The 26,496-nt window shown below is 42.4% G+C and carries 18 protein-coding genes; 8 read left to right on the forward strand and 10 right to left on the reverse strand.

Going from position 1 to position 26,496, the window contains the following annotated elements:
* Positions 1–60 precede the first annotated feature (60 nt).
* The gene (locus OSCI_RS17135; RefSeq protein ID WP_007356313.1) at positions 61–918 is read left to right on the forward strand and encodes an alpha/beta fold hydrolase; all 858 of its coding nucleotides are present in this window, start codon (positions 61–63) and stop codon (positions 916–918) included.
* A 367-nt stretch (positions 919–1,285) separates the two neighbouring features.
* Here OSCI_RS17135 and OSCI_RS17140 read toward each other — a convergent pair whose 3' ends face one another.
* A complete protein-coding gene (locus OSCI_RS17140; RefSeq protein ID WP_007356314.1) occupies positions 1,286–2,386 on the reverse strand; it encodes a site-2 protease family protein in 1,101 nt (366 codons plus the stop codon).
* Positions 2,387–2,849: 463 nt separating this feature from the next.
* Between OSCI_RS17140 and OSCI_RS17145 the strand changes: the two genes are divergently transcribed.
* A complete protein-coding gene (locus tag OSCI_RS17145; protein ID WP_007356315.1) occupies positions 2,850–4,211 on the forward strand; it encodes a P-loop NTPase fold protein in 1,362 nt (453 codons plus the stop codon).
* Positions 4,153–6,222, forward strand: coding sequence for a tetratricopeptide repeat protein (locus OSCI_RS17150; protein ID WP_148288849.1), 2,070 nt, complete (start codon positions 4,153–4,155; stop codon positions 6,220–6,222). Before OSCI_RS17145 ends, OSCI_RS17150 begins: the two co-directional genes overlap by 59 nt.
* Positions 6,223–6,224: 2 nt before the next feature.
* On the opposite strand, the gene OSCI_RS17155 is transcribed toward OSCI_RS17150, so the two are convergent.
* The 7 genes from OSCI_RS17155 to OSCI_RS17185 all read right to left on the reverse strand — a co-directional run bounded on the left by OSCI_RS17155 (position 6,225) and on the right by OSCI_RS17185 (position 11,707).
* Positions 6,225–6,524 carry a type II toxin-antitoxin system RelE family toxin gene (locus OSCI_RS17155; RefSeq protein ID WP_007356317.1) on the reverse strand — a complete coding sequence of 100 codons (300 nt, stop codon included), beginning with the start codon at positions 6,522–6,524 and terminating at the stop codon, positions 6,225–6,227.
* Positions 6,525–6,534: 10 nt separating this feature from the next.
* The gene (locus OSCI_RS17160) at positions 6,535–6,774 is read right to left on the reverse strand and encodes a hypothetical protein (RefSeq protein ID WP_007356318.1); all 240 of its coding nucleotides are present in this window, start codon (positions 6,772–6,774) and stop codon (positions 6,535–6,537) included.
* Between the two features lie 93 nt (positions 6,775–6,867).
* Positions 6,868–7,707 (reverse strand): M56 family metallopeptidase, encoded by an 840-nt coding sequence (locus tag OSCI_RS17165; RefSeq protein ID WP_019487177.1) that lies wholly within the window; start codon positions 7,705–7,707, stop codon positions 6,868–6,870.
* Positions 7,707–8,129, reverse strand: coding sequence for a BlaI/MecI/CopY family transcriptional regulator (locus OSCI_RS17170; RefSeq protein WP_007356320.1), 423 nt, complete (start codon positions 8,127–8,129; stop codon positions 7,707–7,709). Before OSCI_RS17170 ends, OSCI_RS17165 begins: the two co-directional genes overlap by 1 nt.
* A 457-nt stretch (positions 8,130–8,586) precedes the next feature.
* Positions 8,587–9,216, reverse strand: a complete 630-nt coding sequence (locus OSCI_RS17175; RefSeq protein WP_007356321.1) for a PEP-CTERM sorting domain-containing protein — start codon at positions 9,214–9,216, stop codon at positions 8,587–8,589.
* Positions 9,217–9,665: 449 nt separating this feature from the next.
* Positions 9,666–11,459 carry a ferrous iron transport protein B gene (feoB, locus tag OSCI_RS17180; protein WP_007356322.1) on the reverse strand — a complete coding sequence of 598 codons (1,794 nt, stop codon included), beginning with the start codon at positions 11,457–11,459 and terminating at the stop codon, positions 9,666–9,668.
* Positions 11,459–11,707 carry a FeoA family protein gene (locus OSCI_RS17185; RefSeq protein ID WP_007356323.1) on the reverse strand — a complete coding sequence of 83 codons (249 nt, stop codon included), beginning with the start codon at positions 11,705–11,707 and terminating at the stop codon, positions 11,459–11,461. Before OSCI_RS17185 ends, feoB begins: the two co-directional genes overlap by 1 nt.
* A gap of 447 nt (positions 11,708–12,154) precedes the next feature.
* Here OSCI_RS17185 and OSCI_RS17190 point away from each other — a divergent pair, with 447 nt between their 5' ends.
* Both OSCI_RS17190 and OSCI_RS17195 read left to right on the forward strand, forming a co-directional pair.
* A complete protein-coding gene (locus OSCI_RS17190; RefSeq protein ID WP_007356325.1) occupies positions 12,155–13,078 on the forward strand; it encodes an MbnP family copper-binding protein in 924 nt (307 codons plus the stop codon).
* A 9-nt stretch (positions 13,079–13,087) separates the two neighbouring features.
* On the forward strand, positions 13,088–14,260 hold the full coding sequence (locus OSCI_RS17195; protein ID WP_007356326.1) for a methanobactin export MATE transporter MbnM: 1,173 nt from the start codon (positions 13,088–13,090) through the stop codon (positions 14,258–14,260).
* Between the two features lie 200 nt (positions 14,261–14,460).
* Here the strand turns inward: OSCI_RS17195 and OSCI_RS17200 are convergent, their stop codons facing one another.
* Positions 14,461–14,985, reverse strand: a complete 525-nt coding sequence (locus OSCI_RS17200; protein WP_007356327.1) for a DUF3122 domain-containing protein — start codon at positions 14,983–14,985, stop codon at positions 14,461–14,463.
* 53 nt (positions 14,986–15,038) lie between these two features.
* Positions 15,039–15,389, reverse strand: coding sequence for an ArsR/SmtB family transcription factor (locus OSCI_RS17205; RefSeq protein ID WP_007356328.1), 351 nt, complete (start codon positions 15,387–15,389; stop codon positions 15,039–15,041).
* Positions 15,390–15,799: 410 nt separating this feature from the next.
* Between OSCI_RS17205 and psbA the strand changes: the two genes are divergently transcribed.
* The 3 genes from psbA (at position 15,800) to OSCI_RS17220 (ending at position 26,493) form a co-directional block, all read left to right on the forward strand.
* Positions 15,800–16,882: a photosystem II q(b) protein gene (gene psbA / locus OSCI_RS17210; RefSeq protein ID WP_007356329.1), complete on the forward strand. Its 1,083-nt coding sequence runs from the start codon at positions 15,800–15,802 to the stop codon at positions 16,880–16,882.
* Positions 16,883–17,084: 202 nt separating this feature from the next.
* Positions 17,085–21,641, forward strand: a complete 4,557-nt coding sequence (locus OSCI_RS17215) for a PAS domain S-box protein (protein WP_007356330.1) — start codon at positions 17,085–17,087, stop codon at positions 21,639–21,641.
* A 244-nt stretch (positions 21,642–21,885) separates the two neighbouring features.
* Positions 21,886–26,493 (forward strand): PAS domain S-box protein, encoded by a 4,608-nt coding sequence (locus OSCI_RS17220; RefSeq protein WP_007356331.1) that lies wholly within the window; start codon positions 21,886–21,888, stop codon positions 26,491–26,493.
* Positions 26,494–26,496: the final 3 nt, after the last annotated feature.

A 26,496-nucleotide genomic window follows, 5' to 3' on the forward strand; every position in this document is an offset into this window, starting at 1 on the left:
TAGCCCCTAGCCCCTTCTTCTATTTTTCTGCTGATGCCAATTTGGGATTAGGATAGAAAGATGGCAACCATTGATATTTTGGGGGTTCGCCACTCTTACTGTTTGACGGCTCCCACTGGATCTCCCCACGTTTTAGTATTTCTGCATGGTTGGCTTTTAAGCCGTCACTATTGGCAACCGTTGATCGATTTGCTGGCATCTGATTATCAGTGCCTTTGCTACGATTTGCGAGGGTTTGGGGAATCTGAACCCAGCCGGGGGTTTGAAGCGCCTGCTAATTTGAGCTATAGTCCTGCGGCCTATGCTGAGGATTTGGCGGTTTTACTCGAAAAGTTAGATATTTCTAGTGCTTGGCTGGTTGGGCATTCCCTGGGGGGTGCGATCGCTCTTTGGGCCGCTGATTTGTCCCCGCAGCAAGTTAAGGGGGTAGTCTGCGTCAATTCTGGCGGCGGGATTTACCTGAAGGAGGAGTTTGAGCGATTTCGGTCAGTGGGCCAGCAGTTGGTGAGGTGGCGGCCGCTGTGGCTGTCTTATCTACCGCTAATGGATCTAATGTTTGCGCGAATGAGTGTGGTAAATGCGATCGCGCGTTTTTGGGGTCGTCAGCGGTTAATTGATTTTGCAGCGGCCCATCCCCAGGCGGCTTTAGGGGCGCTATTGGATTCTACTACTGAGGCGGAAGTACACCTTTTGCCGCAAATTGTAGCGCGATTGAAGCAGCCTGTTTATTTTATTACAGGCGATCGCGATCCAATTATGGAACCAAAATATGTTTTACATTTGGCTAGTTTTCACTGGCTATTTGCTGGATGTGGCGAGAATGTAATGCAAATTCCCGATTGTGGGCATTTGGCAATGGTTGAGTATCCACAGGTGGTAGCCACTTATTTGCAAAGGATATTGTCTGAGGACAACTAGGTAGGGGCCAGGGGCTACGATGCTCAGGACTAGGGTAAGAGAGGGGGAGGATGGGGGAGATGGAGAGGAGGATGGGGGAGAGGGGGAGAGGGGGAGGATGGCGGCGTTACGATCTTTTGCGTAAGTCCTATAAGTGTGCGATCGTGAGTTGTAAAAAACGAAGAAAACAGAAGCAATCTCAAGACCTTGAGATTGCTTCTGTTTGCTCACAATGAGACAGAATATTATGTCCAGAACTTACTAACTACCGAGATATAGGAACCGCCAAGGTGATTGCAAGGTGATTAGGACATTCAGAATAGCTGAAACCCTTAATTCTATTCCCTTCTTCCCTAGCCCCTAGCCCCTAGCCCCTAGCCCCTAAATATTAAGCAGGCTTGGCTTCCGATCGCGTTTGAAGTAAACGGATGATTCCCGATTTTTCGATTAGTCCTACGAGTACGCCGTTGTCGCGAATTACAGGCAGTTCTTGTACTTTCAATTGTTCTAGCAGAGTGGCGACTTCCAGTAAGGATTGATCCGGTTGAACTGCTGTAGAAAAATTGATCGGTTGTATGAGTTCTTTGACTTGAACTTCTGGCCAGTGAGATGTGGGAATATTTTTGATGTCATCAGCGGCGATCGCGCCTACTAATTGTCCCGCTTCCCCTGTGACTAAGAATCGCGCCCAGGGAGTTTTGCCGATGATGTAATCGTTGGCGAATTCTCTTATAGATAGGTGTTCGGAAACGATTGGACTGTCTGGGGTGACGGCATCTGCTGCTGTTAATCCTGCGAGTTCATTTTGAACTTTAGCTGATTGGGCGGATTGACCTGCATTTTGCCACAGGAACCAACCGATTAATATGTTCCAGAAGTTACCAACGAATCCTGAGATAATGGCGATCGCACCTAAGAGTTGACCGACGCGGCTAGCGAATAGCGTGCCTTTGTAAGGGTTGCCGGTGATTTTCCAGACGATCGCTTTGAGGATGTTTCCGCCATCGAGGGGTAAGCCAGGAATTAAGTTAAATAACCCCAGGGCTAAGTTGATGTAGGCTAGCATTCCTACGATCGCAGCGATCGGGCCTGTGATGGGTAATGTTGCGCCGATGGTGGTGAGTAAGGCGAACAGGATAATGCTGACTAGGGGGCCTGCGATCGCTACCCAAAATGCTTCCCCTGGAGTTTTTGATTCTTTATCGAGGTTGGCTAATCCTCCAAATAGAAACAGCGTGATCGATTTCACGTCAATTCCCTGTTTAATGGCTACCCAACTGTGTCCTAATTCGTGGGCGAGTACGGAGGCAAATAATAGCAATGCTGTGACTAATCCCAGCACCCAAGGCGATAGGGGGCCTAAAGCAGGAAAGCTTGCGGCTAGGAATCTGCCGTAGTCCCAGGTTACTAATGCCAGGACTAAAAACCACGAGGGATGCAGGTAAAATGGGATTCCAAACAGGTTGCCGACGCGAAATGTACTGTTCATTTGGCTACCTCTAATTTTGAGATAAGAGCTTTTTTTCTCTTTTGTATGTACTGATTGTAACGAATTTTAATCATGGTTTTAATTTTTCAGGTGGGTGGTATCCGTCTGTTGAGGTTCGGTTTTGGCGATTGGGGGGGATTGTAGAGGCTTAGAGGGCGCGGAGGGTTGTATTTACGGGGCGGTTGAAACCGCGTCTACACAGGCAAAACCAGCCTGCGCGGGTTGAAATTAATTGTATTTACGCGGCGGTTGAAACCGCGTCTACACATACAAAACCCGCCTGCGCGGGTTGAAATTTGATTTTCTTCACTAGACGGTTTTAACCGCTTGCGATCCAGAAAAGCCTTTCTCCCAAGTAATTTTGTCTAATAAAGCGTTTTTTGGTAAAATTCAATAATTCAAATAAATTGAGTTTGATCGGTTGTCAATAATGCTGGCAATACATTTACTAAATTAAAAACTTATGACTTCTCTTCCTATTCACCGCGCAACTACCCTCAAAACTGCTTATCAAGTTTGTAATCCTCTCCAATCTTTGGAAGGGGCAGACCTCGATCGCTACTACGTTGATTTATCAGAAGTCCGCAAAACGGAAGCGATCGCAGGTGTCAGTAATATTTTAGACTTTCAAGAACCCGAAGAATTTACCACAATCTTGTTTACAGGACATCGGGGCTGCGGTAAAAGTACCGAATTGAAACGAATTCAAAAGCAGTGGGAAGTCAATTATCGCGTCATTTATCTGGAGGTGCAAGAAGAAACCGATATTAATGATGCCAGTTATACAGATTTCTATTTAATTGTCATCAAGCGAATTGAGTTTGAAATGCGGCGGCTAGGATTGAAATTAGATCCTCGGCTGATGGATAATTTTGAGGCTTGGTTTAAGGATGTCACTAAAGAATCAGAACGAACGGTTGAAAGTTCCGTAAGTGTGGAAGCGGAAGCAACTTTAGGCCCAGAGGCTCCATTTTTAGCAAAGTTGTTGGTCAAGTTACTGGCGCAAATCAAAGGCTCTGATAAACAAAAAACAACAATTCGCCAAAATTTAGAAAAAGACATTTCGCGATTGAAAGCAGATATCAATTTACTTTTAAATGATGCTGTCAAAAAACTGCGAAATAAGTTTCCTGAGTATAAAGGCTTTCTGATTATCTTTGATAATTTAGACCGCGTTCCTCCCAAGGTAGCAAACCATTTATTTTTTGACTATGCTGCTCAACTTCAAGAATTGAATTGTACGATTATTTATACAGTTCCGCTTTTAGTTCTTTACTCATCTCAAAATGCCATAAAGAATTTTGACTGTCCTCACATTGTCCCGATGGTCAATATTTATGAATTTAAGCGAGATGATTGTGACTTAAACTATAACGAATTTAACTTAAATGCTATGGCTGGTTTAATCGATCGCCGAGTTGAAGTTGATAAAATCTTTGATTCTCGCGAACAATTGCTAGAATTAGCAAAAGCCAGTGGCGGCCATGTTCGCCAACTCATCCAGATCATGCGGACGGCTTGCATAACCGCCAGCGGTCGCGGTCATGCTAAAATAATGGCTGATGATGTTACTTACGCAATCAAACAGGAACAATTTAACTTTGAGCGAATTATCCCGCAAGATCATTATCCATTTTTAGCTCAAGTTTGTTTGACAAAAAATATTAATAAAGATGAAATGAGCGAATTGATGTTATTCAATCTTTCGGTTTTGGAATACAACGGTAAAAATCGATGGAACTATCCGAATCCGGTGGTGAAGCAAAATGAAGAATTTCAAAAAGCTCTCCGAGATGCGAGACAATCAAATGTTAACCCAGAATGATCTGGATTCAGGAATTGAGCAATTTCTAGATGTAAATCAGCAGGCATTTACTGACCTTTTGACCTTTGTTGATTTTTCGGAAAAGTTTACGATTGGGTTTGTGGAAGTTAATTTTAATGCTGAAGCTGATTTGTTGATTGATGCTTTAAAAAATCATCTCATTTCTCAAGAAAATCAATTTGAGGTTTTGGAGTTTGATGAGAATTTACGCTTTCTCCGAGACGAAATTGTGAAAATTTTACCGACAATTCAACTAGATGCCAATAAAAAATTAGTTTTAATTGTGCGGGGATTGGAAAAGTCTATTGGTAAATTTGGGGAATATCCTCCCGTTTTACAAGACCTTAATTTTGTGCGAGATGCTTATAAAACCAGCGTTCCCCATCCGATGCTGTTTGTTTTGCCAGACTATGCGATTACTCGTTTGGCGAAGTTTGCCCCGGATTTTTGGGCGTGGAAATCTGGCGTATTTCTCTTTAAAACTACTCAATTTACTAGAGATGATGCCGTTGCTCGGACTCTAGATTCGGAAAGGAGTTTTAGTACCTTAAAAACCCCAGAAAAGCAAGAAAGAATTGAACTTTTAGAGTCTTTGTTGATGGACTACAATCCGAGTCATTCTGGATCGGCAAAAAATCCTAGTGCTTGCAGCAATATTTTACATCAACTGGGAGTAGCTTATCTCAGTCAAGGAAATCCAGTGAAGGCGAGAGAGCATTTAGAGAAAGCTTTGGAGTTGACAACCCACAGTAAAAATTTATCGTTGCAAGCTGAAGTCTATAAAGAATTGGGTGCAATGTATCGGCAACAGCGACAATTTTCGGAGGCCATGAGAGTATATCAAACATCGCTGGAAATTGTCCGAGAACAGGAAAATCGTCAGGGGGAAGCTAATGTTTTGTATGGTTTGGGGAATATTTGTCGAGATTTGCGGGATTGGCAAAAAGCAAAAGATTATTATCAGCAATGTTTAGCAATTCAACAAGAAATTGGAGATTTTTATTCTCAAGCAAGTACGTACCAGCAATTAGGATGGGTTGCAAAGGAAATGTGGGATCAAGCTGAAGCGGAGCATTATTATAAAAAAGCTTTAGAGATTTATAGTGAGTATGGCGATCGCGCAGGTATGGCAAATTCTTGGGGACTATTGGGAGATATTGAACGATATCATGGTAATTGGAATGAAGCGGAACGGTTGTATCGGCAATGTTTGGAAATAATGACAGAATTAGGCGATCGCTCTGGGATGGCAACTACTTGGAGAGCGTTGGGAGATATTGAGCGATATCGCGGTAATTGGGATGAAGCTGAGCGACTGTTTCGGCAATCTTTGGAATTAAGCACAGAATTAGGCGATCTCTCTGGGATGGCAAATTCTTGGAAACTGTTGGGAGAGATAGAGCGAAATCGCGGTAATTGGGAGGAAGCTGAGCGACTGTTTCGGAAAGGTTTGGAAGTTATGACAGAATTAGGCGATCGCTCTGGGATGGCATCTTCTTGGGGACAGTTGGGATATATTGAGCAACTTCGTGGCAATTGGGAGGAAGCTGAACGACTGTATCGGCAATCTTTGGAATTAAGGACAGAATTAGGCGATCGCGCAGCTATGGCAATTTCTTGGCGATTGTTGGGAGAGATAGAGCGAAATCGTGGTAATTGGGATGAATCTGAGCGGCTGTATCGGAAAGGTTTGGAAGTTCAGACAGAATTGGGCGATCGCTTTGAGATAGCACCTTTAATTGGTTTTTTGGGAGCAGTTGAACTAGGTAGGGGTAACTTAGATGTCGCAGAACAATTTTTAACTGATGCTTTAGAAAGATTTAAAGAAGTGGAATCACCTTGGTACATTGCTTACGCTAGTTTTTTTCTTGCTCAAGTCTGGCGAAAGCGCGGTAACGCAGAACTCGCCCAACAACATTACAACACCGCCCATCAAATCTTTCAGAAATTGGGAGCCGCGAAAGACTTAGAAAGAATCGAGCGAGAATGGCTCACAGATACTCAAGACTAAAACTACTCTAACTCAGCAAACAAATCTATTAAATCCTCATAATCATAAGGCGGACGCTTCTTAATCCCTAATACTACTACCTGTTCAAACGCATCATCAACCGCATAGATAATGCGCCAAGAATCTACTCTAATTCGCCTTGGTTCCCAACCTGCATCAAGGGAAAATTCTAGTTTAATACTATTAAAAGGGCGCGGATTTTCCACTAAATCTTCAATAATTTTCTTAATCCGCTGGCGAAAAACTCCCGGTAAATTTCGCCTCTCATTATAGACAGAAGCCTGTACACGAACTCGATACATTTAAACAACCTCAATCTTTCTCCCAGTCATCTTTAACCGCTTCCCAATCCAACCAACCCGCTTTTTCAGGACTCCCCCCCGCCTCTCGTAACTGACTCATTGCTTCTCGAAAAATCCCCTCATCTTCCCGATCTTCTATCCAATCTAATAAAGCTTCCCAAGCAGCAACACTCAACTGCACCGCAGTCTTTTTACCACTAGCATCAACCACAAACTGAGCTGATTTCAAGACTTCTGTTACATTTGTCATTTTGGCTAACCTGTAAAGGCAACAATTTCTATGACTTTATAATGATTCTATCACACAGATTAATTTTACTCAAGAAATGTCGCAGGCGATTGCCTAATTGTGAAACGGCACAGTTACTAAGGGCGAAAGCGTTAACAGTAACCAACTCCAAAACCAAGGATTCAGCTTTAGCAAATTTTTTTGCTCTCCTAAAAGTGCTTCTATTCTTTCCTCTAATCGATGTTGCGGGCCCACAGCACCAATAATACAAATAATATCTGAATATCGGTGCGGATAGCTGGCTACCAATAGCAAAGCTTCAGCTAATAACAGAGAATCAACTTGACTAGCAGCATGAGCATCCGCACGTATTTCTCGCAATACTAATAGCTCTTCCCACAATGCTTTAGTCTGGGGTAGCCAAGCTGTAACTTGACGTAGCCAACCCATCCAGAAAAACCAGAAGGTATCCCGATAATAACAATGTGCTTGTTCGTGGGCAATAACTGCTTTGAGATGATCTCGATCGAGGGTATTTAGCAATCCTGTACTCACTGTGAACTCTGGCTGCCAAAAACCAATTACAGCCGAAAAAAGAGCTGGCGTGTTCAAAATTCTGACTGATTTTCCTACAACTTTTTTGAGAGGATAGCTCCGAATTTGTTGTAAAAATAAAGTGCTATCTATAGCTAGCTTTATACAACAAATTACTGCGATCGCTAAAAAAGAAAGCGATAACAAGTAGCTTAACCATCCATCCCAAATTCCTACCATTTCTCCTCCTGGCCCCATGAATAAAACGGCTAGGAATGTCACGATTAAAAGCAGCGGCGGAAACAGAAAAAACAAAAGCGATCGCTGCCAACGTTCTGACCAGTTTCCAATTGGAGAAGACCATCTTAGCCTGAGCGACCAAGAGATTCCCAGGGCTGCTAAAATCAGGATTGCGTGCATTATTTTTGCTCCTCCCTCGCTCGACGGACAGCCTGTATTCGTTGGGCAATTGCTTCTATTTGTTCTAAGCTAGCTTCATCGAGACTATCTGCAAAAGCCGCTACTATATCCGGGTTTCCTACTGCTAGAAATTGCTGCAAACGATTATAGGCGAATATTGCTTGAGCTTCCTGACTAGAAACTAGGGGTTTCCAAGTGAATGTTCGCTCTGTTTTATCGCAGGCAAGCCAACCTTTTTCTGTCAGGCGACGCAGCACTGTTGTGACTGAAGCATAAGCTAATTCGCGGTCGGGATCTGCTAAAATCCAGTCATGTACTTCTTTAACTGTAGCAGAGTTTAGTTCCCAAACAATATTCAAAATCTCCGCCTCTAAAGGGCCAAGAGATAGTTGTTTAGGGCGGTAATTAGGCAGCGGTGTCATAAGATCAAATTTGGTGGCATCAGTATTATTTAGGCTAGTAAATTGGGTAGATCCCACATCTATCCAACCTACTAATTATTTATTGATTTTGATGCCAATGGAATCGATAGATAGTTAGGTACTAGAAGCTAGGATGCTTAGGGAAGAAGATAATAAATTGGTTTCACTAACTTAGAACATCCTAACCACCTTGGCGGTTGCTCTAACTATTAAATTTCGCTATCCTGGGCATCTTGTAGATCGCGATCTTACCTGAATAGTTTAGAAAATTATAATAATTTTTTTGTAGTTCCTTAAAAAGGACTTACGCATCGAGTCCCAAAAACCAGGTTTCTGGAACTCGATGCGTAAGTCCTATTAAATAAATTTGGGTCGAGAGGTATTTGCTACAACCACACTCTGACAAGGCTTTAACTTAGCTTGTTACCCCGTCGGCCCGTTAATGTATGCTTTGTTTCTAGGCATTTTGCTTAGTGCGACGACGACGAGCAGCAATCATCCCGCTAGCACCTAGTACCATACCAGCAATTGTGAAAGGTTCAGGTACAGATTCTACACCGATACCATTAACATCAAAACCATCGCGATCGCTACCAGCAGCAGATTTATCTACTAGCTTTAGGTATTGGAAAATGCCATCAAAACTCAGGGAAGCTCCTTCCGCTGTATTATAAGCACCATCTGCAATATTCTTGATCAAACCCAGACGAGTCCAAGCGCCATCTAAGCTATTGCTGGCAAAAATTTCTACTTGCTCGTCATAAGCTGACTGTTTGCCATTCTTATCTCCCCAAGTAGTTTCCCAGAGTGTGACCTTGTTTGTAAATTGCGTACCGAAACTGAATATCGCAGAACCGCCTACACCTAAGCTCAAAAAGTCCTTAGTGCTGCTGTAAGCATTGAGTTGAGGAGCACCCAGAGCATTAGCCGCATTTCTTCTATAAGCTTCTTTAATGCCAACGCCTTCGTTAAATTCTTCGACGTTAGTTGCAAAAGTGAGAGAACCCGCAAGAGAAGGAGCGGCTACTAAGGCTGTTAAAGCTAAGGAAAATGGTATGGCGATCGCACTTTTAAGGGTAGTTTTCATAGTCCTGCCTCGTCTTCGATGGTTAGTGGTGGTTTCTTCTATGATTCCATCGTGGCACAGTTTTTCTAGGGTTGATAGTTGTGAGGTGAGACTTTATGGAATCATTATATTCTCAGCCATTAATGTAAATTTTGTGTGAAATTAAGTGGGCAATTCTTAATTTATCTGAAAAATAAATATTACTAGATAGTCAATAAAATGATAAGTAGGGGGACATAAACAAACGCCATCATGTCCTTGCTTGTACCTCGCAACTGTGCTTTGCTTACCTCCCCATGACACGCATATATATCAACAGGACTTACGCACCCAACCAAAGAAACCGGGTTTTTTGACGAAAATACTTCGTTCTGCCTCCTGCCTTCTACCTCCTGCCTCCTGCCTCCTGCCTTCTGCCTCCTGCGTGACCCACATTAGCTAGAGTTAGTTAGCTAGAGTGAGAGAATATTCTAAAACCCTAAAGCCCTTGCACCTTGGTAAAAAATAAAACTTGCTCCCCAAGCTAAAGCTATTGACCATAGCACGGAAAGCCAAGCAAACTTGGCGCTTTTAGACTCACTTTTAAGTACCGCAATTGTGGACAGACAAGGCACATACAGCAAAGTAAAAAGCATAAAACTATAAGCTTGTACCCAGTCTACCTGTTGCGCGATCGCACCCATCAAATCTGCATCCTCAGACTTGCCATAAATCACCGCTAAACCACCCAAAACAATCTCCTTGGCAATAAACCCAAACAGTAGCGCCACTGTCAATTGAGGATTAATCCCAATTGGGTCAAAAATAGGCTGTGTCAACTGACCAAGTATTCCCGACAAAGTTTGAGAACTTGCAGGTGGTAGGCCCGGAGGCAAATTATTCAGCGCCCAAATTGCTACTACTCCAAAGATAATAAACTTATTCGACCACTTGACAAAGTGACGAACTTCGCACCAAGAACGCAGTAACATTTGCTTAAAAGTGGGAAAGCGATAAGGCGGCAATTCTAAGATAAAAGGCTCTTTACTCTCAAACTTACCCTTAAACAAAGCCGCAGTTAAAATAGCTGCAACAAAACTCAGTAAATACAAACTAAACAACACTATAGGTGCAGTTTTAGCTGCAAATAGCGCCGTACTCATAAAGATGAATACATTCAACCGAGCCGAACAAAGAGAAAAGGGAATTACCATCATTGTCAACAACCGCAATCCTGGCGATCGCATTACCCGCGTTCCCATAATTGCGGGGACGTTGCAGCCAAATCCCATCAACGACATCACAAAAGATCGGCCATCCAATCCCATTTTCTGCATCAAAACATCCATCAAAAATGCCGATCGCGATAAATAGCCACTATCTTCGATCACCGCCATGCAGATAAAGAACAGCAAAATCACGGGAATAAATGCCGCTACCGTCGTCATCCCAGTATAAAGACCGTCAATTAAGAAACCCCTAAATAACTCTGGTACTCCTCCCAGTAGCGGTTCTAAAGCATTAGCTTGAATCCAATCAAAGCCAGAGCCTAATAACTCCTGCATAGGAGTTCCCAGAGCATATACTGCCTGGAACATCAAAAACATGGCTGCAAAAAATATCGGCAACCCCAACACCGGATGCAGCAGCACCGCATCTAGTTTAGTTGTCCAATTTTCTTTAATTTGATGCGGGACGTGAACGGCAGCTTTTAACAAACTTCCCATCTCGTCAGCTATTTGGCGATCGCTCACTAAATGCTCATTAATCTTACCAACAGAAATCGCCTTTTCCTGACGGTTCAAACTATCAGTAATTGCTTGGTAAGCAGTTGCGTAACCCTGACCGTATTTAGCACTAATAGGCATCACAGGCATCCCTAGATGCTCTGACATTTTCTGTTGGTCAATATCGACCCCAAATTGTGGCGCTTCATCTGCCATATTTAGCAGTAACACCGCTGGTACACCTAAACATTTCACCTGCAAAGCTAGGCTAATTTGGCGGTCAATTTGAGTAGCGTTGAGAATCATCAGCACTAAATGTATGGGATTATTCTCAAGAAAATTTCTTACTACTTGCTCATCTTCCGAAAAGCCGTGCAAGTCATAAATCCCTGGCAAGTCCACCATTTCCGCTGCTTCATTCCCCAGTTGGACTTTTGCCACCATCAAATCTACAGTAATCCCCGGCCAGTTACCAATCCTAGCATTAGCGCCAGTAATGCGGTTAAAAAAAGTTGATTTCCCCGTATTTGGCATTCCCACAACTGCAATCTGTTTCATCAAAGTTCTCCCGATGTTACATCCGTAATTTTAATTTCCTTGGCATCGTGGCGACGAAGCATAATTTCTGTTGTCCCCACGCGGACGTGGAGTGGCCCGAAAAATGCTGCCCGCCGAATCATTTGCACTTGTCTGCTGGCGCGAAAACCCAACGCTCGGAGCCTTTGTTGCAAACCTTCGTCAGCTTGTATTCCTGAAATAGTGGCGCTTTGACCGGGCAACAAGTGCCCTAAATGTATTTGTGACATAGTATTAGAATGATTAAGAGGGTAATTTCTCATTAAATAATTGAGAATTATATTCATAATATCACTACTTAAATTACATTAACCTTTGCGGAAATGACCGTGAAATGGGCGATTGAGGCAAATTCACGGATAGCCACAATTTTATTTGTTAACAATGATTTAATATTACTCAAAATCACTAAAAATTTATCGATCGTCATTATTAATAATTTTTCCTGTTAATTTTAAGTGTGACAGCCTGTCATTTGACACTGCGAGTGGGAAAGTGTGAGAATCTGAAAGCCGATTTAAAACTTACAGCAAATACCACGTTTATGAAGTACACCCGACAATCAATACTCATTAAGTACAGGGGAATGTCGCGTCCGTACTCGAATTTTATGTACCTCATTTACCTAAAAAGTGCTGTGTAGTTTAGGCATTCACCTTAGCTGCTATTAATTTTAGATGAAAAGACAACTATTGCTAGCATCTACTGCCGCTACAACTCTTACTATTGCAGGTAGCTATGCGGCATTTACTTGGACTCAGGCCCAAGCACAAACTCCTCAAGAAGTGGAGATTAAGTTTAGCGCGAGAGTCGGCAATCAACCCCTTGACTGCGGCAAAAGCTACAGTAATTTAGGTAAGCCTGCCACTACAGTTACACCCACTGACTTCCGGTTTTATGTATCCGATCTTGCCTTAATTGATGCTAATGGGAAAGTTGTACCTATTAGTTTAAAACAAGATGGCAAATGGCAATACCAAAACGTTGCCCTTTTAGATTTTGAGAACAAAGCTGGTGCTTGTAGTAATGGAACGGTGGAGATGCGCGATCGCGTCATTGGGACAATACCCAAAGGCAACTACAAAGGTTTGCAATTTACCCTCGGCGTTCCCTTCAACCTCAATCATAGTGATGCAGCTCTTGCCCCTTCTCCTTTGAATTTAACATCTCTCTGGTGGAACTGGCAAGGTGGCTACAAATTTTTACGTATTGATTTGAAAAACGAAAGCGGAACTAAGACAAATGCTTCAGAGAAGGAACACGGACAGCATGGACATGAAGGAAATCAAACAGGTTTTTCTATTCACTTAGGTAGCACAGGATGCCAAGCATCAGGAGATAACCAGAAACCGAATAGTTGTAGTAATCCTAACACTACAAAAGTAATTCTTAGCAACTTTGACACTAATAATAATACAGTAGTTGCTGATTTGGAACCGTTAGTTGCTAATAGTAATTTGGAAACTAATCAACCAAATACTCCACTAGGTTGTATGTCATCACCAAATGACGGCGATTGCGCTGGTATTATGACCAGTTTAGGTTTGCCTTTTGGCGGCAAATCTGCTGTTAAACAGACGTTTTTTACAGTTAAAAAATAGAATTGTATAATGAAGTTATCTCGGTTGTTAGCCTTCATAGCTGCCTGCATTTTATCATTTTTTCTAGCCTTGGAATTGAGTAAAACTTTGTCAGCTTCCAGAGGCGCGATCGCGATGACTTCACCTCTAGTTTATCAGTGGAATATCCCTGATTGGATGCCTAAGCCAATTGTACCAGCAGATAACCCCATGAGTACAGAAAAAGTAGAATTGGGGCGGCATCTTTTCTATGAAAAACGCTTATCAATTACTGGAAAATTTTCCTGTGCCTCCTGTCATCTTCAATCCCAAGCTTTTACCGATGGCAAAACAGTAGGAATCGGTGCCACTGGTGAAAAACACCCGCGCAATTCTATGAGTTTAGCCAATATTGCCTACAATTCTGTGCTAACTTGGGCAAATCCTCTACAAACGCAGTTAGAATCTCAGCTATTAGTTCCGTTATTTGGCGAACATCCTATTGAATTAGGAATGGTAGGAAAGGAAGAAAAAATTATAAGTTTTTTGGGTCAAAATCCTCAATATCAAAAATTATTTGCAGAGGCTTTTAGGGAAAGTAAAAATTCAATTACTATTAGCCATCTGGCAAAAGCTATAGCTGCTTTTGAACGGACTCTAATTTCTGTAAATTCTCCCTACGATCGCTACCGCTACGGCGGTGAAGTCAATGCTATTTCTGCCGCAGCTAAACGGGGTGAAGAGTTATTTAACAGCGAACGTTTAGAATGTTTCCATTGTCACGGTGGCATTAATTTCTCTGATTCTATCATGCACGAACGTTTAGCTTTTAAAGAGATTGCCTTTCACAATACAGGCCTATATAATATCGATGGTAATGGTGCTTATCCGCCTGACAATACAGGAGTTTACGAGATTACAAACTCTCCTTTAGATATGGGAAAATTTAAAGCGCCTACCCTTCGTAATATTGATTTGACTGCACCTTATATGCACGATGGTAGTATTAAGACCCTTGAAGAAGTTATCGATCACTATCAAGCGGGAGGGAGAAATATTAAGAAAGGAATTTTTGAGGGGGTAGGCAGTGAAAATCCACTAAAAAGTAATTTTATTAATGGTTTTAAGTTAACAGTACAAGAGCGGGAAGATTTGCTCGCTTTCCTGCGAAGTTTAACGGATCGAGAGTTTATTAATAACCCGGCATTCAGCGATCCAAATTAGTTTATAACCGCAGGAGGCAGAAGGCATGAGGTGGATCTTTCTTCTGAAGTTAAGTCAACAATGCAGATTGGATTATAGCAACCTCTTTGGCAGTTAGGACAACTCCCAGTGTTACCTCTGATTCATAATCCATTAGGTCGTAAGCTTTTCCCTCTTTCCTCTTCCCTCTTTCCTCTTCCCTCTTTCCTCTTCCCTAGCCCCTAGCCCCTAGCCCCTAGCCCCTCTTCCCTAGCAACTTCTTGCCATTCTTCTACCCAAGAAGGGGGAATATTTAGAATTAGAGATTGCCCATCAACGAGTGGCAATGAAAGTTTGAGAGCATAACCTACTGGCAATTTTTTCAGAAGGGGACTTAAATCGTACTGTCCCACATTAGGAGCCGGAGCTTTTCGATCGAAAACATCCGCTGCTGTAAAATTTTGCCCGTTAGTTGTTGCAATCTGTAAATCTTTTGGGTGAGCAAATTCTGCGACATCGGGAAAAGCAACTAATCGCAAATTGATATTATCTAATTGATTGGTTTTACTTTGTTTAAACAGAACCACTTGCCAAGTGTTGCCGCTGGAATCTTTTAGATGATGGCGGGCTTGGTAAAGGATTTGACCTGGTGCTTCTTCTGTCTTTTGGACTAAAGCCATTGCTGGCTCTATTGTGATATTGACTGCTATCAATAACACTAAAACAGTGACAATTGTTAAAGCTAAAGTTCTCAGTCGCTTGTTCATTGTTTTAGAACTCTTAAAATTAATTATCGAGGAAAAACCTACTTGAGAACTCATTATTTCTGCTTTTGATGCAGACCCTCAAGCTGTTTCAACTGCTCAGATTGGTATTCTAAGCGCTCCCCCAGACGACTGCACACTAACTCACAAAGTTCAAAAATTAGCGGATCGGAAATTTCGTAATACACACTGACTCCAACTTGGGTTCGAGAAACCATACCCATTTGCGCGATCGCTTTCAGGTGTTTAGAAACATTCGCCTGTCCGAGTCCCGTCATTTCAATGATTTCAGTAACATTTTTTGCTCCAGATTTGAGGCAGCACAAAACCTGAAGTCGGCTAACTTCAGAAAGGATTTTGAAATAATCTGCCACAGGAGCTAAGGTTTTGGGAGATGTCTCTAGCACGCTATTAATAAAGTGTCGTAAGTATAGTTCCGGTGTTCCGAAAGGTGATTTTTTGAGAACTGCATAGGTTCCACTACCTTAAATTTACCACATTACCATAAAGTTATATTATAAATCAAGCAGGAAACAAATTTTCTTTAGAGTAGCGATCGCGTGACACTGCTCCCATGATGTCACTGAGCGGGATAGAATTTCCTAGAACTACTGGTTTATAAGGCTTTCCGGGCAAAGCCTAAATTTTCAAGGCCTGAAACCCTTGTAAATCAAGAATTTCAGGCATCACAAATAAATTTTACTCTAAAAGCTTGACAAGCATATAACTAATTGGTTATAAAGTAAGTGTCTGCGGAAACACTCGATCCCAGTGTTTCCCAGACCTCCTCATTAATTTCCAAGGAGATATAATCGCAATGACAACTACTTTAAGCAGACCCATAGGAGATAACCTATGGTCTCGGTTCTGTAACTGGATTACTAGCACAGAAAATCGGCTTTATATTGGCTGGTTTGGCGTGTTAATGGTTCCTACCATCTTAACTGCCACTATCGTTTTTATCCTGGCCTTTATTGCTGCCCCTCCCGTCGATTTAGATGGCATCCGCGAGCCAGTTTCCGGTTCTCTACTTTACGGGAACAACATCATTACTGGTACCATTGTGCCGACTTCTGCGGCTATTGGTTTGCACCTTTACCCTTTATGGGAAGCAGCTTCTATTGATGAATGGCTTTACAATGGCGGCCCTTATCAGCTAATTGTCCTGCACTTTTTAATCGGCATTTACGCTTACATGGGTCGCGAGTGGGAGCTTAGCTACCGATTAGGAATGCGCCCCTGGATTGCAGTTGCTTATTCTGCGCCTGTTGCTGCTGCAACTGCCGTTCTTTTAATCTATCCTATCGGGCAAGGCAGCTTTTCTGATGGTTTAATGCTGGGTATTTCTGGAACTTTCAACTTTATGATTGTGTTCCAAGCTGAGCATAATATTCTCATGCACCCCTTCCATCAATTAGGTGTAATTGGTGTCTTTGGTGGTTCGCTATTTGCCGCCATGCACGGCAGTTTGGTAACTTCTTCTCTGTTGCGAGAAACAACTGAAAACGAATCAGCTAATACAGGTTATAAGTTTGGACAAGAGCAAGAAACTTATAACATTGTTGCAGCTCACGGCTATTTCGGACGCTTAATTTTCCAATATGCCAGCTTCAACAACTCTCGCTCTTTGCACTTCTTTTTAGCTGCTTGGCCAGTTGTAGGTATTTGGTTCGCAGCTTTGGGAATTTCCACAATGGCTTTTAACCTGAACGGGTTTAATTTTAACGAGTCAATTCTTGACAATCAAGGACGACCGATTAGCACCTGGGCGGATATTATTAACCGCGCTAATTTGGGGATTGAAGTCATCCACGAGCGCAATGCTCATAACTTCCCTCTGGATTTAGCTGCTAGTGAGTTCTTGCCTATTGCTATGAACGCTCCTGCTATTCATGGCTAGTTTGGTTGTACTCTGAACAACTATCTAGAAACCGGATTTCTTTAAGAAACCCGGTTTCTAATTTTGCAGAAAATATTACCTAAAATTTATTTGTCTTTACCAAATCTATACAGAGGAGCGCAGATACCCTTGACCAGCACAAGAGGCGGTGGACTATACTTGACTGGTAGAACAAAGTTTTTATTAAACCAATTCACGGTCTATGTCATCCTCCTTAGGCTACGACCCTCTGCTGGATCTGCCGATTGATGAAGAAGATTTTGCCCAGCAATCTCTGAGAGACCGCCAATTACGGACGCTTTTTGAGATGGCGCTGGATGGGATGGCGATCGCAGACGATCGAGGATGTTACCTAGATGTCAACCCCGCCGCCTGTGAATTGTTTGGACTAAAGAGAGAGGAACTTCTCGGACGCTGCATCTTTGAGTTTGCAGAACCGGGGTTTAATTTCCAACAAGCATGGCAAGAATTTCAGCAACAAGAGAAAGTACGCGGTGAGTTCCGCTTGGTGCGGGCCGATGGGGATATTCGGATAGTGGAATTTGCTGCTACGGCTAACTTCTTACCGCACCGCCACTTATCCGTAATGCGAGATATTACGCAGAGTAAGCGAGCAGAGGCACGAGTCCAAGAACTGACACAACAGCTAGAGCAGCAAGTTTGCGAACCTGTCAGCGAACTAGAACAAACCCAAGCTCAATTACGGGAATCTCAGCAACGACTGGAAAGCATTTTGAATTCCGTTGAGGGAGTGGTGTGGTCAATTCACCCGGAAACCTATGAGACGATTTACATTAACCCCGCCGTAGAACAAATATTTGGCTGTTCGGTGGCAGAGTTTTTTTCTAACCCTAATCTGTGGTTTGAAATCATTCATCCCGACGATCGCGATCGGATTGCAAATGCTTTCGTCAGACTCCAAGAGAAGGGGAAAACTAGAACAGAATATCGCATTATTCGCCGCGACGGACAGGTGCGCTGGTTGTCTGTTAACTCTTATTTGGTCTATGACGAAACCGGAAAACCGATTCGTATTGATGGGATTACCACAGATATTAGCGATCGCATTGAGTCAGAAAGTCGCCTAGAGCAAATTGCCCGCCACATCCCCGGCACTATTTTTCAGTTTCGTCAACGTCCTGATGGTACTTTCCATCTTCCCTACTCCAGCGAGGGAATTCGAGAAATTTATGGCGTTTCCCCCGAAGAAGTGCGCGAAGATGCTTCTTCAGCTTTTAGTGCTATCCACCCAGATGACTGCGATCGCGTCACTCAATCCCTGCTCGAATCTGCCTCACACCTAACCCCTTGGTATTGCGAATATCGAGCTTGTTTACCCGATGGGCGGATGCTGTGGTTAGTTGGTAATGCTACACCTCAGCGAGAACCCGATGGCAGTACCTTATGGCATGGCTATATTCGGGATATCACAGACAGCAAACGTGCTGAAGCTCACAATCAACGTTTGCTTGCCATTCTGGAAAATACATCAGATTTGATTTCAACTGCTGATTTGACGGGTAAAACTCTTTACATCAATCGAGCTTGGCGAAATTTGCTTGATATTAATGATGATAATGGCGCGATCGCAGATATGGAAATCTCTAAAGGTCATCCAGAGTGGGCTTTAGATATTGTCTTAAATCAGGGTTTGCCAGAAGCAGTACGTTCTGGCAGTTGGCACGGCGAGACGGCAATACTGGATTCGATCGGACGTGAAATCCCTGTTTCTCAGGTAATCCTCGCCCACAAATCAACAGATGGAGAAGTCGAATACTTTTCCACAACCATTCGGGATATCTCAGAAAGCAAAGCCACAGAACTAGCTTTACGAATTAGTGAAAATAAATTTCGCAGCATCATTGAAAATCTCAATGATATGGTTTATATTATCAATCCCGATACCACATTTAGCTATGTCAGTCCCCAGTTTAAAGAAGTCATGGGATATGAACTAGCAAACTTCTTAGATGCGTCTTTTTCTCATTGGATTTATCCAGAAGATTTACAAATTTGTGTAGAGGCCGTAGATCGCTCTTTACAAGGTGAGAAACTGCGGGGAATTGAATACCGATTTTTGCATCAAGATGGTAACTATTACTGGCACTCTTCCAATGTATCAGCCCTGCGAGATTGTGATGGGCAAGTGGTTGCTTGTTTGGGAATAGCCCGTTATATCCACGATCGCAAACAAGCAGAAATCGCTTTGCAAGAAAGTAATAGCCGCTGGCAGTTAGCCCTAGAAGGAGCGGGAGATGGTACTTGGGATTGGAACATCAAAACTAATGAAATCAACTTTTCTCGGCAGTGGAAAGCGATGCTGGGCTACGCAGAAGATGAAATTCCCAATGCTGTAGAAGAGTGGGAAATTCGGATACATCCAGAGGATAAAGCCCAATGCTATGAAGCTTTTTCCAAACACCAGAAGGGCGAAACCTCAGCTTATCGCCACGAACATCGCTTGCGTTGTAAAGATGGTTCTTACAAGTGGATTTTAGATCGCGGTCAGGTGGTGGAATGGGACAAAGAAGGTCAACCTTTGCGGTTTATTGGCACTCATTGCGATATTAGCGATCGCAAAGCTGCCGAAAAAAACCTACGTCAAAACGAGCAAAAGTATCATCAGATTCTAGATGCCCTTACGGAGATGGTGTTAGTCAAAGGCCCTCAATCTCGCATTGTCTGGGCAAACAAGGCATTCCGAGACTATTACGGTCTCACCAACGAGCAACTCAGAGATATGATTGATGCTCCCTTTAATGAACCAGACTATACGCTGCAATACATTCGCGATGATGCTTATGTGTTTGAGACTGGGAAAACATTGGAAGTTGAGGAACCTGTCACCCGTTACGATGGCAAGGTGCAGATGTTCAATACCATTAAATCGGTCATTCGGAACGAAGCAGGCGAGACCATCTTAACAGTGGGCGTATCTCGCGATATTAGCGATCGCAAAACTGCCGAAATCGCCCAACAACAACTTACTAGAAAACTAGAAGAAGCACAACGAGTCGCTCATATTGGCAATTGGTCTTTTGACCTAGCTACCCAAAAAATCACCTGGTCTGCGGAGTTATTTCGGATTTTTGGGATAAATCCCGAACAGGGAGAGCCAGATTTTGAAGAGACGATCGAAAAATATTATCCCGAAGATCGGGAATTATTCATAAGTTGCATTCAAGCAGCAAGCGAGCAAGGAATTCCCCAAAACTTTGACATTCGGATCTGCCGAGCGGATGGTGCAGTCCGCTATATCAATAATCGCATGGAAATCGAACGGCACGATCGAAAAATCGTCAGTTTATTTGGGACAGTAATGGATATTACCGATCGCAAACGCCAAGAACAAGCTCTGCGGTTAATTGTCGAAGGTACGGCGGCGAAAACAGGCGAAGAATTCTTCAAAAGTTGCGTTCAATATCTCGCCCAAGTCTTAGGAGTGCGTTATGCTGCGATCGCTGAATTTGCGAACCCCGAAAAATCGATCGTGCAAACTTTAGCATTTTGGGCCGGAGACAACTTTGGCGATAATTTTACTTGCAATTTAGCTGGGACAGCCTGTAAAAATACACCCTGTAAAAATATTGATAACAATGGTGAGGTATGTCGCTATCCCAATTCTGTAGATTGTTTGTTTCCTCAAGATGATACTTTAGTCGCCCTTCAAACGCAAAGTTATGCTGGTTTACCAATTATAGATACTGCTGGTAATCAGTTGGGATTATTGGAGGTGATGGACACGAAGCCGATGGAAAAAGATTTAGAAATGCAGTCAGCAATTTTGAAAATCTTTGCTACTCGTGCTGGTGCGGAAATGGAGCGGATACAAGCGGAAGCCGCAGTCCGTCGCTCGGAAATTCAACTGCGGCAACAAACTGAAGAATTAGAAATCACTCTTAAAAAATTGCAAAATACTCAGACTCAATTAATTCAAGCCGAAAAAATGTCGAGTTTGGGGCAATTAGTAGCGGGAGTCGCCCATGAAATTAACAATCCCGTGAGTTTTATTTATAGCAATATTAAACCTGCTAATGATTATGCTTGTGGCTTAATTAAGTTAATTCACCTTTACCAAGAGTATTATCCGAGTCCCCCCGCAGCGATTTCTACTTTGACAGAAGATATCGACTTTGAGTATCTAGTAAGTGATTTTTCTAATTTGCTGGAATCGATGAAAACGGGAGCTACACGGATCGGGGATATCGTTAAATCTCTGCGGACATTTTCGCGCTTGGATGAAGCAGATTTTAAAGAAATAGATATTCATGAAAATATCGATAGCACCTTAGTTATTTTACAAAATCGCTTGAATGGTCGGGCGGGAAAACCAGAGATTCATCTCATCCAAAATTATGGGAAATTACCCCTAGTTGAATGTTATGGTGGTTTGTTAAATCAGGTATTTATGAATTTGTTAGTCAATGCTATTGATGCAATTGAACAACGACGAGACAGCCTAGAGTCAAAAGAGATATCGGATTATATTGGTTGCATTACCATTACCACTTCTCTCTATTTAGAAAATCAGGTTGTCATCTCTATTCAAGATAATGGTTGTGGGATGAGTGCCGAAGTTCAAGAAAAAATATTTAATCCATTTTTTACTACTAAACCTGTCGGGAAAGGAACTGGTATGGGGTTAGCAACTAGCTATCAAATTGTGACAGAGAATCATCAGGGTTATTTGCGGTGTTTTTCTACAGTTGACAAAGGGACTGAGTTTAGGATTGAGTTACCGATTTGCCAGGAGAAATAAGCAATTTATTACCGCATACACAGAGTTAGCTATTAATCTAGGGGGATTGACTTAAGCAGTACCCTATCTTACCCAATATACATTTTTCTTAATATTAACAATTGCTTGATTAATAGCTCCTTTCTCATCCTCTACTGCCTCCTCTATGATTCCTTAAAGAAAAGTGTAGTATACAAATTATTTAGAATTGCTAGTGTATCGTTAGATTAGAGCGAAAAGTTTATATTAAACCAATTAAAAATATATGTCATTCCCACTAAATTACGATCCTAGCCTCGATCGACCAATTGATGAATCAGATCCGGCCCAGCAGTCCCTAAGAGATCGTCAATTGCGGGCGCTTTTTGAAACTACCCTAGATGCGATCGCGATCGCAGATGACCGAGGGCGTTATGTAGATATCAACCCCGCCGCCTGTGAATTATTGGGTCTAGAGAAAAACGAAATTTTGGGACGCTGCATCTCTGACTTTCTGGAACCGGGATTTAATTTCCAAGCACTATGGCAACAGTTTCAACAACAGGAAAAAGTCCGGGGTGAAATCCGATTAGTGCGGCCGGATGGGGATATCCGCATAGTCGAATATGCGGCAACAGCTAACTTTTTACCCCACCGCCATCTATCAGTAATGCGAGACATTACACAGAATAAACGAGCCGAGGCACAAGTTCGCGAACTTACCCGCAAACTTGAACAAACCCAAGCTCAATTAAGGGAAAATGGCATTGATTCTGCGAATATATCTACCCCCACAGAGTATCATCGCCTAGAGCAAATTGCTCGCCACATTCCCGGAGTTATTTATCAGTTTCGTCAACGTCCTGATGGCACTTTCCATTTTCCCTACTCCAGCGATGGGATACGAGAGATTTATGGCGTTTCCCCAGAAGAAGTGACCGACGATGCTTCTAAAGCTTTTGGGGCTATCCATCTAGAAGACCTCGATTCCGTAACTCAATCCATTCTCGAATCCGCCTCACACCTGACCCCTTGGTATTGCGAATATCGAAGTTGTTTACCGGATGGGCGGATGCTGTGGTTAGTTGGTAATGCTACACCTGAGCGAGAAGCCGATGGCAGTACCTTATGGCATGGTTATATTCGGGATATTACAGACAGCAAAAGTCGTGAAATCGCCCTCCATGAATCAGAAACTAAATTCTCAACTATTTTTCATACCAGTCCCGATCCCGCTTGGATTGCCACACTCACAGAAGGACGTTGTTTGAATGTAAATGAAAGTCTGTGTGAGTTATTAGAGAGGACGCATACAGACATCATCGGGAAAACCTGTGTAGAAATCGAACTTTGGGACGATCTTAAGGATTTGCACCACTTCCGACACACCTTAATTCGGGAAAGGAGAATCCAAAATTTTGAAGTAGTAATTCGCACTTCCTCAAGACAAGCTAAGACGGTTTTAATATCCGCTACGGTAGAACGGCTGGATGGGCAGGATTGCGTAATTGGCATGATCAAGGATATTAGCGATCGCAAAGCTGCCGAAAAAAACCTACGTCAAAACGAACAAAAGTATCATCAAATTCTAGATGCCATTACTGATATGGTGCTGGTCAAAGGCCCTCAATCTCGCATTGTCTGGGCAAACAAGGCATTTCGAGACTATTACGGTCTGACCAACGAGCAACTCAAAGATATGATTGATGCTCCCTTTAATGAACCAGACTATACACTGCAATACATTCGCGATGATGCTTATGTGTTTGAGACTGGGAAATCCCTAGAAATTGAGGAACCTGTTACCCGTTATGATGGCAAGGTGCAGATGTTCAACACCATTAAGTCAGTAATTCGGAACGAAGTAGGCGAGACAATCTTAACAGTAGGCGTATCTCGCGATATTACCGATCGCAAACAAGCAGATATAGAAAACTGGCAGATGCAGAACTTCCTCAACTCGATTATTGAAAATATTCCCAATATGCTCTTTGTCAAAGATGCCGAGACTCTTCAATTTTTGCGCTTTAACAAGGCTGGTGAAGAACTACTTGGCTATCCTAAAGAAGTATTATTAGGAAAAAGTGACTATGACTTTTTCCCGCCCGCAGAAGCAGATTTTTTCATAGCCAAAGATCGAGAAACCTTGAGTAATGGCAATGTTTTGGATATTCCTGAAGAACAGGTTCAAACAAATCATCAAGGCACTCGAATTCTACATACAAGAAAAATCCCCATCCTTGATGAAGTTGGGAATCCTAAATACTTACTAGGGATCTCGGAAGATATTACTGAGCGCAAAGAAGCTGAAGCCAAGCTCATCGAAATCACTCAACTACAGCAAGCAATTTTAGACGGTGCTAACTATACAATCATTTCTACAGATATTCATGGCATCATCAAAACCATTAATGCTGCCGCCCAAAGATTTTTGGGATATTCATCAGCCGAATTAATAGGCAAAGTTACACCAGCAATTTTTCATGATTTAGAAGAAGTCAAACAACGTGCAGCCGAACTTACCGCAGAACTTGGCAAACCAATTACTCTAGGATTTGAAGTATTTACTGCCAAGGCGCGTTTGGGAATGCTTGACGAAAGTGAATGGACTCATATTCGTAAAGATGGTTCTCGTTTTCCCGTACAAGTTTCCGTAACTGCATTGCGCGATGAAGAAGGTACAATTACGGGATTTTTGGGGATAGCAAGTGATATTACGGCTCGCAAAGAAGCTGAAGCCAAAGTGAAAGAAATATCGGAGCGTTTATCATTATCACTCAAGTCTGGGGGAATTGGCTGTTGGGAATGGGACATCGTACACAATAGCCTCTTTTGGGACGAAAGGATGTACGAGCTATATGGCATAACCAAAAACTCTAACACCAGATTAGCTTACGAAATTTGGATGCAGGGAGTACATCCTGATGACCGAGATGCTGCCCAAACATTAGGCCGCCAAGCTATCTTGGGACAAGCAGAATATGATACTGAATTTCGCGTGATTCATCCTGATGGTAGTCTCCATTTCATTAAAGCATTCGGTCTAGTTCGTCGCGATGCCGAGGGCAATCCTCAAAAAATGATCGGGGTTAACTTTGATATCAGCGATCGCAAACAAGCAGAAGAGGCTCTACGCACCAGCGAAGAAAAACTGCGATCGCTTTTTGACTTGTGTCCTGTAGGAATTGCACTCAATAATATTCAGGGCCATTTTATCAAAGTCAATAGCGCCGCCGAAACAATCTATGGGTATTCTCTTGAGGAACTGAACCAATTAAGCTATTTTGATTTAACTCCTGAAAAGTATGCTGATGATGAAATCCGTCAATTAGAATTGCTTAACACCATCGGTCGTTTTGGCCCCTACCAAAAAGAGTATATCCGTAAGGATGGCTCTTTGTTCCCTGTAGAATTGCTCGGAGTGTTAGTCACAGGTAACGATGGGAGTCAATATATCTGGTCAATCATTGTTGATATCTCAGAACGCAAACGTCAAGAACAAGCTCTTCGCTTAATTGTCGAGGGTACGGCGGCTAAAACTGGTGAAGAATTCTTCCAAAGTTGCGTTCAATATATTGCCCAGGTATTAGAAGTTCGTTATGCTTTCATCGCTGAATTTATTGACTCAGAAAAATTGAGTGCAAAAACTCTAGCATTTTGGGCATTAGACGACTTTGGCGATAATTTTACTTACAATCTAGCCGGGGCTCCCTGTGAGAATGTTTATTCTCAAGCGGATTTTTGCCTATACCCAAATTCAGTGCAATCACTTTTTCCGGAAGATACTGATTTAGTCGCTCTCCAAGCTGAAAGTTATGCTGGTTTGCCGATTATGGATGCTGCTGGTAATCCTTTGGGATTGCTGGCAGTTTTAGACACTAAGCCAATGGTGCAAGATATAGAAATGCAGTCAGCAATCTTAAGAATCTTTGCCACTCGTGCTGGTGCAGAAATAGAGCGGATAAAGGCGGAAGCAGCAGTACGTCAATCAGAAATTCAACTGCGGCTGCAATCTGAAGAATTAACAACAACCCTCAAAAAGTTGCAAAATACCCAAACTCAGTTAATTCAAGCCGAAAAAATGTCAAGTTTGGGGCAGTTAGTAGCCGGTATTGCCCATGAAATTAATAACCCTGTGAGTTTTATTTATGGCAATCTTCAACCCGCCGCTGATTATGCTAGTTACTTAATTGAGCTAGTTCGACTCTACCAACACCATTATCCGAGTCCATCGCCGACGATTTCTAAATTTATAGAAGATATTGAGCTTGAGTATCTGGTAAGTGATTTTTCTAACTTGCTGGAATCAATGAAAACTGGAGCCACACGCATCAGTGATATCGTTAAGTCTCTGCGGACATTTTCGCGCTTGGATGAAGCTGAGTTAAAACCAATAGATATTCACGAAAATATCGAGAGTACGTTAATTATTTTACAAAATCGCTTGAATAGGTCTGCCGAACAAAAAGAAATTTCTGTAGTCAAGAACTATGGAACTTTACCCTTAATTGAATGTTATGGCGGTTTGTTAAATCAGGTGTTTCTGAATTTGTTGGTTAATGCTGTTGATGCGATTGAACAAAAGCAAGAGAGTCTAGAATCAGTAGAAAAAGTAGATTATGTTCCTAAGATTACAATTACTACTTCTATTGTTTCTACAAATCAGCTTTCGATCTCCATTCAAGATAATGGTTGTGGAATGAGTTCTCAAGTTCAAGAAAAAATCTTTAATCCATTTTTTACTACTAAGCCTGTCGGAAAAGGTACGGGTATGGGGTTAGCAACTAGCTATCAAATTGTGACAGATAACCATCAAGGTAATTTGCGGTGTTGTTCTACACTTGGAAAAGGGACTAAGTTTAGGATTGAGTTGCCGATTTCCGAGCAAAATTAATAC

Source organism: Kamptonema sp. PCC 6506 (assembly GCF_000180455.1).
Classification (GTDB): domain Bacteria; phylum Cyanobacteriota; class Cyanobacteriia; order Cyanobacteriales; family Microcoleaceae; genus Kamptonema; species Kamptonema formosum.

Excerpts from the sequence above, each read along its gene's own strand:
- OSCI_RS17135 (WP_007356313.1), top strand. The coding sequence starts at position 61 with ATGGCAACCATTGATATTTTGGGGGTTCGCCACTCTTACTGTTTGACG.
- OSCI_RS17140 (WP_007356314.1), bottom strand. The coding sequence starts at position 2,386 with ATGAACAGTACATTTCGCGTCGGCAACCTGTTTGGAATCCCATTTTAC.
- OSCI_RS17145 (WP_007356315.1), top strand. The coding sequence starts at position 2,850 with ATGACTTCTCTTCCTATTCACCGCGCAACTACCCTCAAAACTGCTTAT.
- OSCI_RS17150 (WP_148288849.1), top strand. The coding sequence starts at position 4,153 with ATGAAGAATTTCAAAAAGCTCTCCGAGATGCGAGACAATCAAATGTTA.
- OSCI_RS17155 (WP_007356317.1), bottom strand. The coding sequence starts at position 6,524 with ATGTATCGAGTTCGTGTACAGGCTTCTGTCTATAATGAGAGGCGAAAT.
- OSCI_RS17160 (WP_007356318.1), bottom strand. The coding sequence starts at position 6,774 with ATGACAAATGTAACAGAAGTCTTGAAATCAGCTCAGTTTGTGGTTGAT.
- OSCI_RS17165 (WP_019487177.1), bottom strand. The coding sequence starts at position 7,707 with ATGCACGCAATCCTGATTTTAGCAGCCCTGGGAATCTCTTGGTCGCTC.
- OSCI_RS17170 (WP_007356320.1), bottom strand. The coding sequence starts at position 8,129 with ATGACACCGCTGCCTAATTACCGCCCTAAACAACTATCTCTTGGCCCT.
- OSCI_RS17175 (WP_007356321.1), bottom strand. The coding sequence starts at position 9,216 with ATGAAAACTACCCTTAAAAGTGCGATCGCCATACCATTTTCCTTAGCT.
- feoB (WP_007356322.1), bottom strand. The coding sequence starts at position 11,459 with ATGAAACAGATTGCAGTTGTGGGAATGCCAAATACGGGGAAATCAACT.
- OSCI_RS17185 (WP_007356323.1), bottom strand. The coding sequence starts at position 11,707 with ATGTCACAAATACATTTAGGGCACTTGTTGCCCGGTCAAAGCGCCACT.
- OSCI_RS17190 (WP_007356325.1), top strand. The coding sequence starts at position 12,155 with ATGAAAAGACAACTATTGCTAGCATCTACTGCCGCTACAACTCTTACT.
- OSCI_RS17195 (WP_007356326.1), top strand. The coding sequence starts at position 13,088 with ATGAAGTTATCTCGGTTGTTAGCCTTCATAGCTGCCTGCATTTTATCA.
- OSCI_RS17200 (WP_007356327.1), bottom strand. The coding sequence starts at position 14,985 with ATGAACAAGCGACTGAGAACTTTAGCTTTAACAATTGTCACTGTTTTA.
- psbA (WP_007356329.1), top strand. The coding sequence starts at position 15,800 with ATGACAACTACTTTAAGCAGACCCATAGGAGATAACCTATGGTCTCGG.
- OSCI_RS17215 (WP_007356330.1), top strand. The coding sequence starts at position 17,085 with ATGTCATCCTCCTTAGGCTACGACCCTCTGCTGGATCTGCCGATTGAT.
- OSCI_RS17220 (WP_007356331.1), top strand. The coding sequence starts at position 21,886 with ATGTCATTCCCACTAAATTACGATCCTAGCCTCGATCGACCAATTGAT.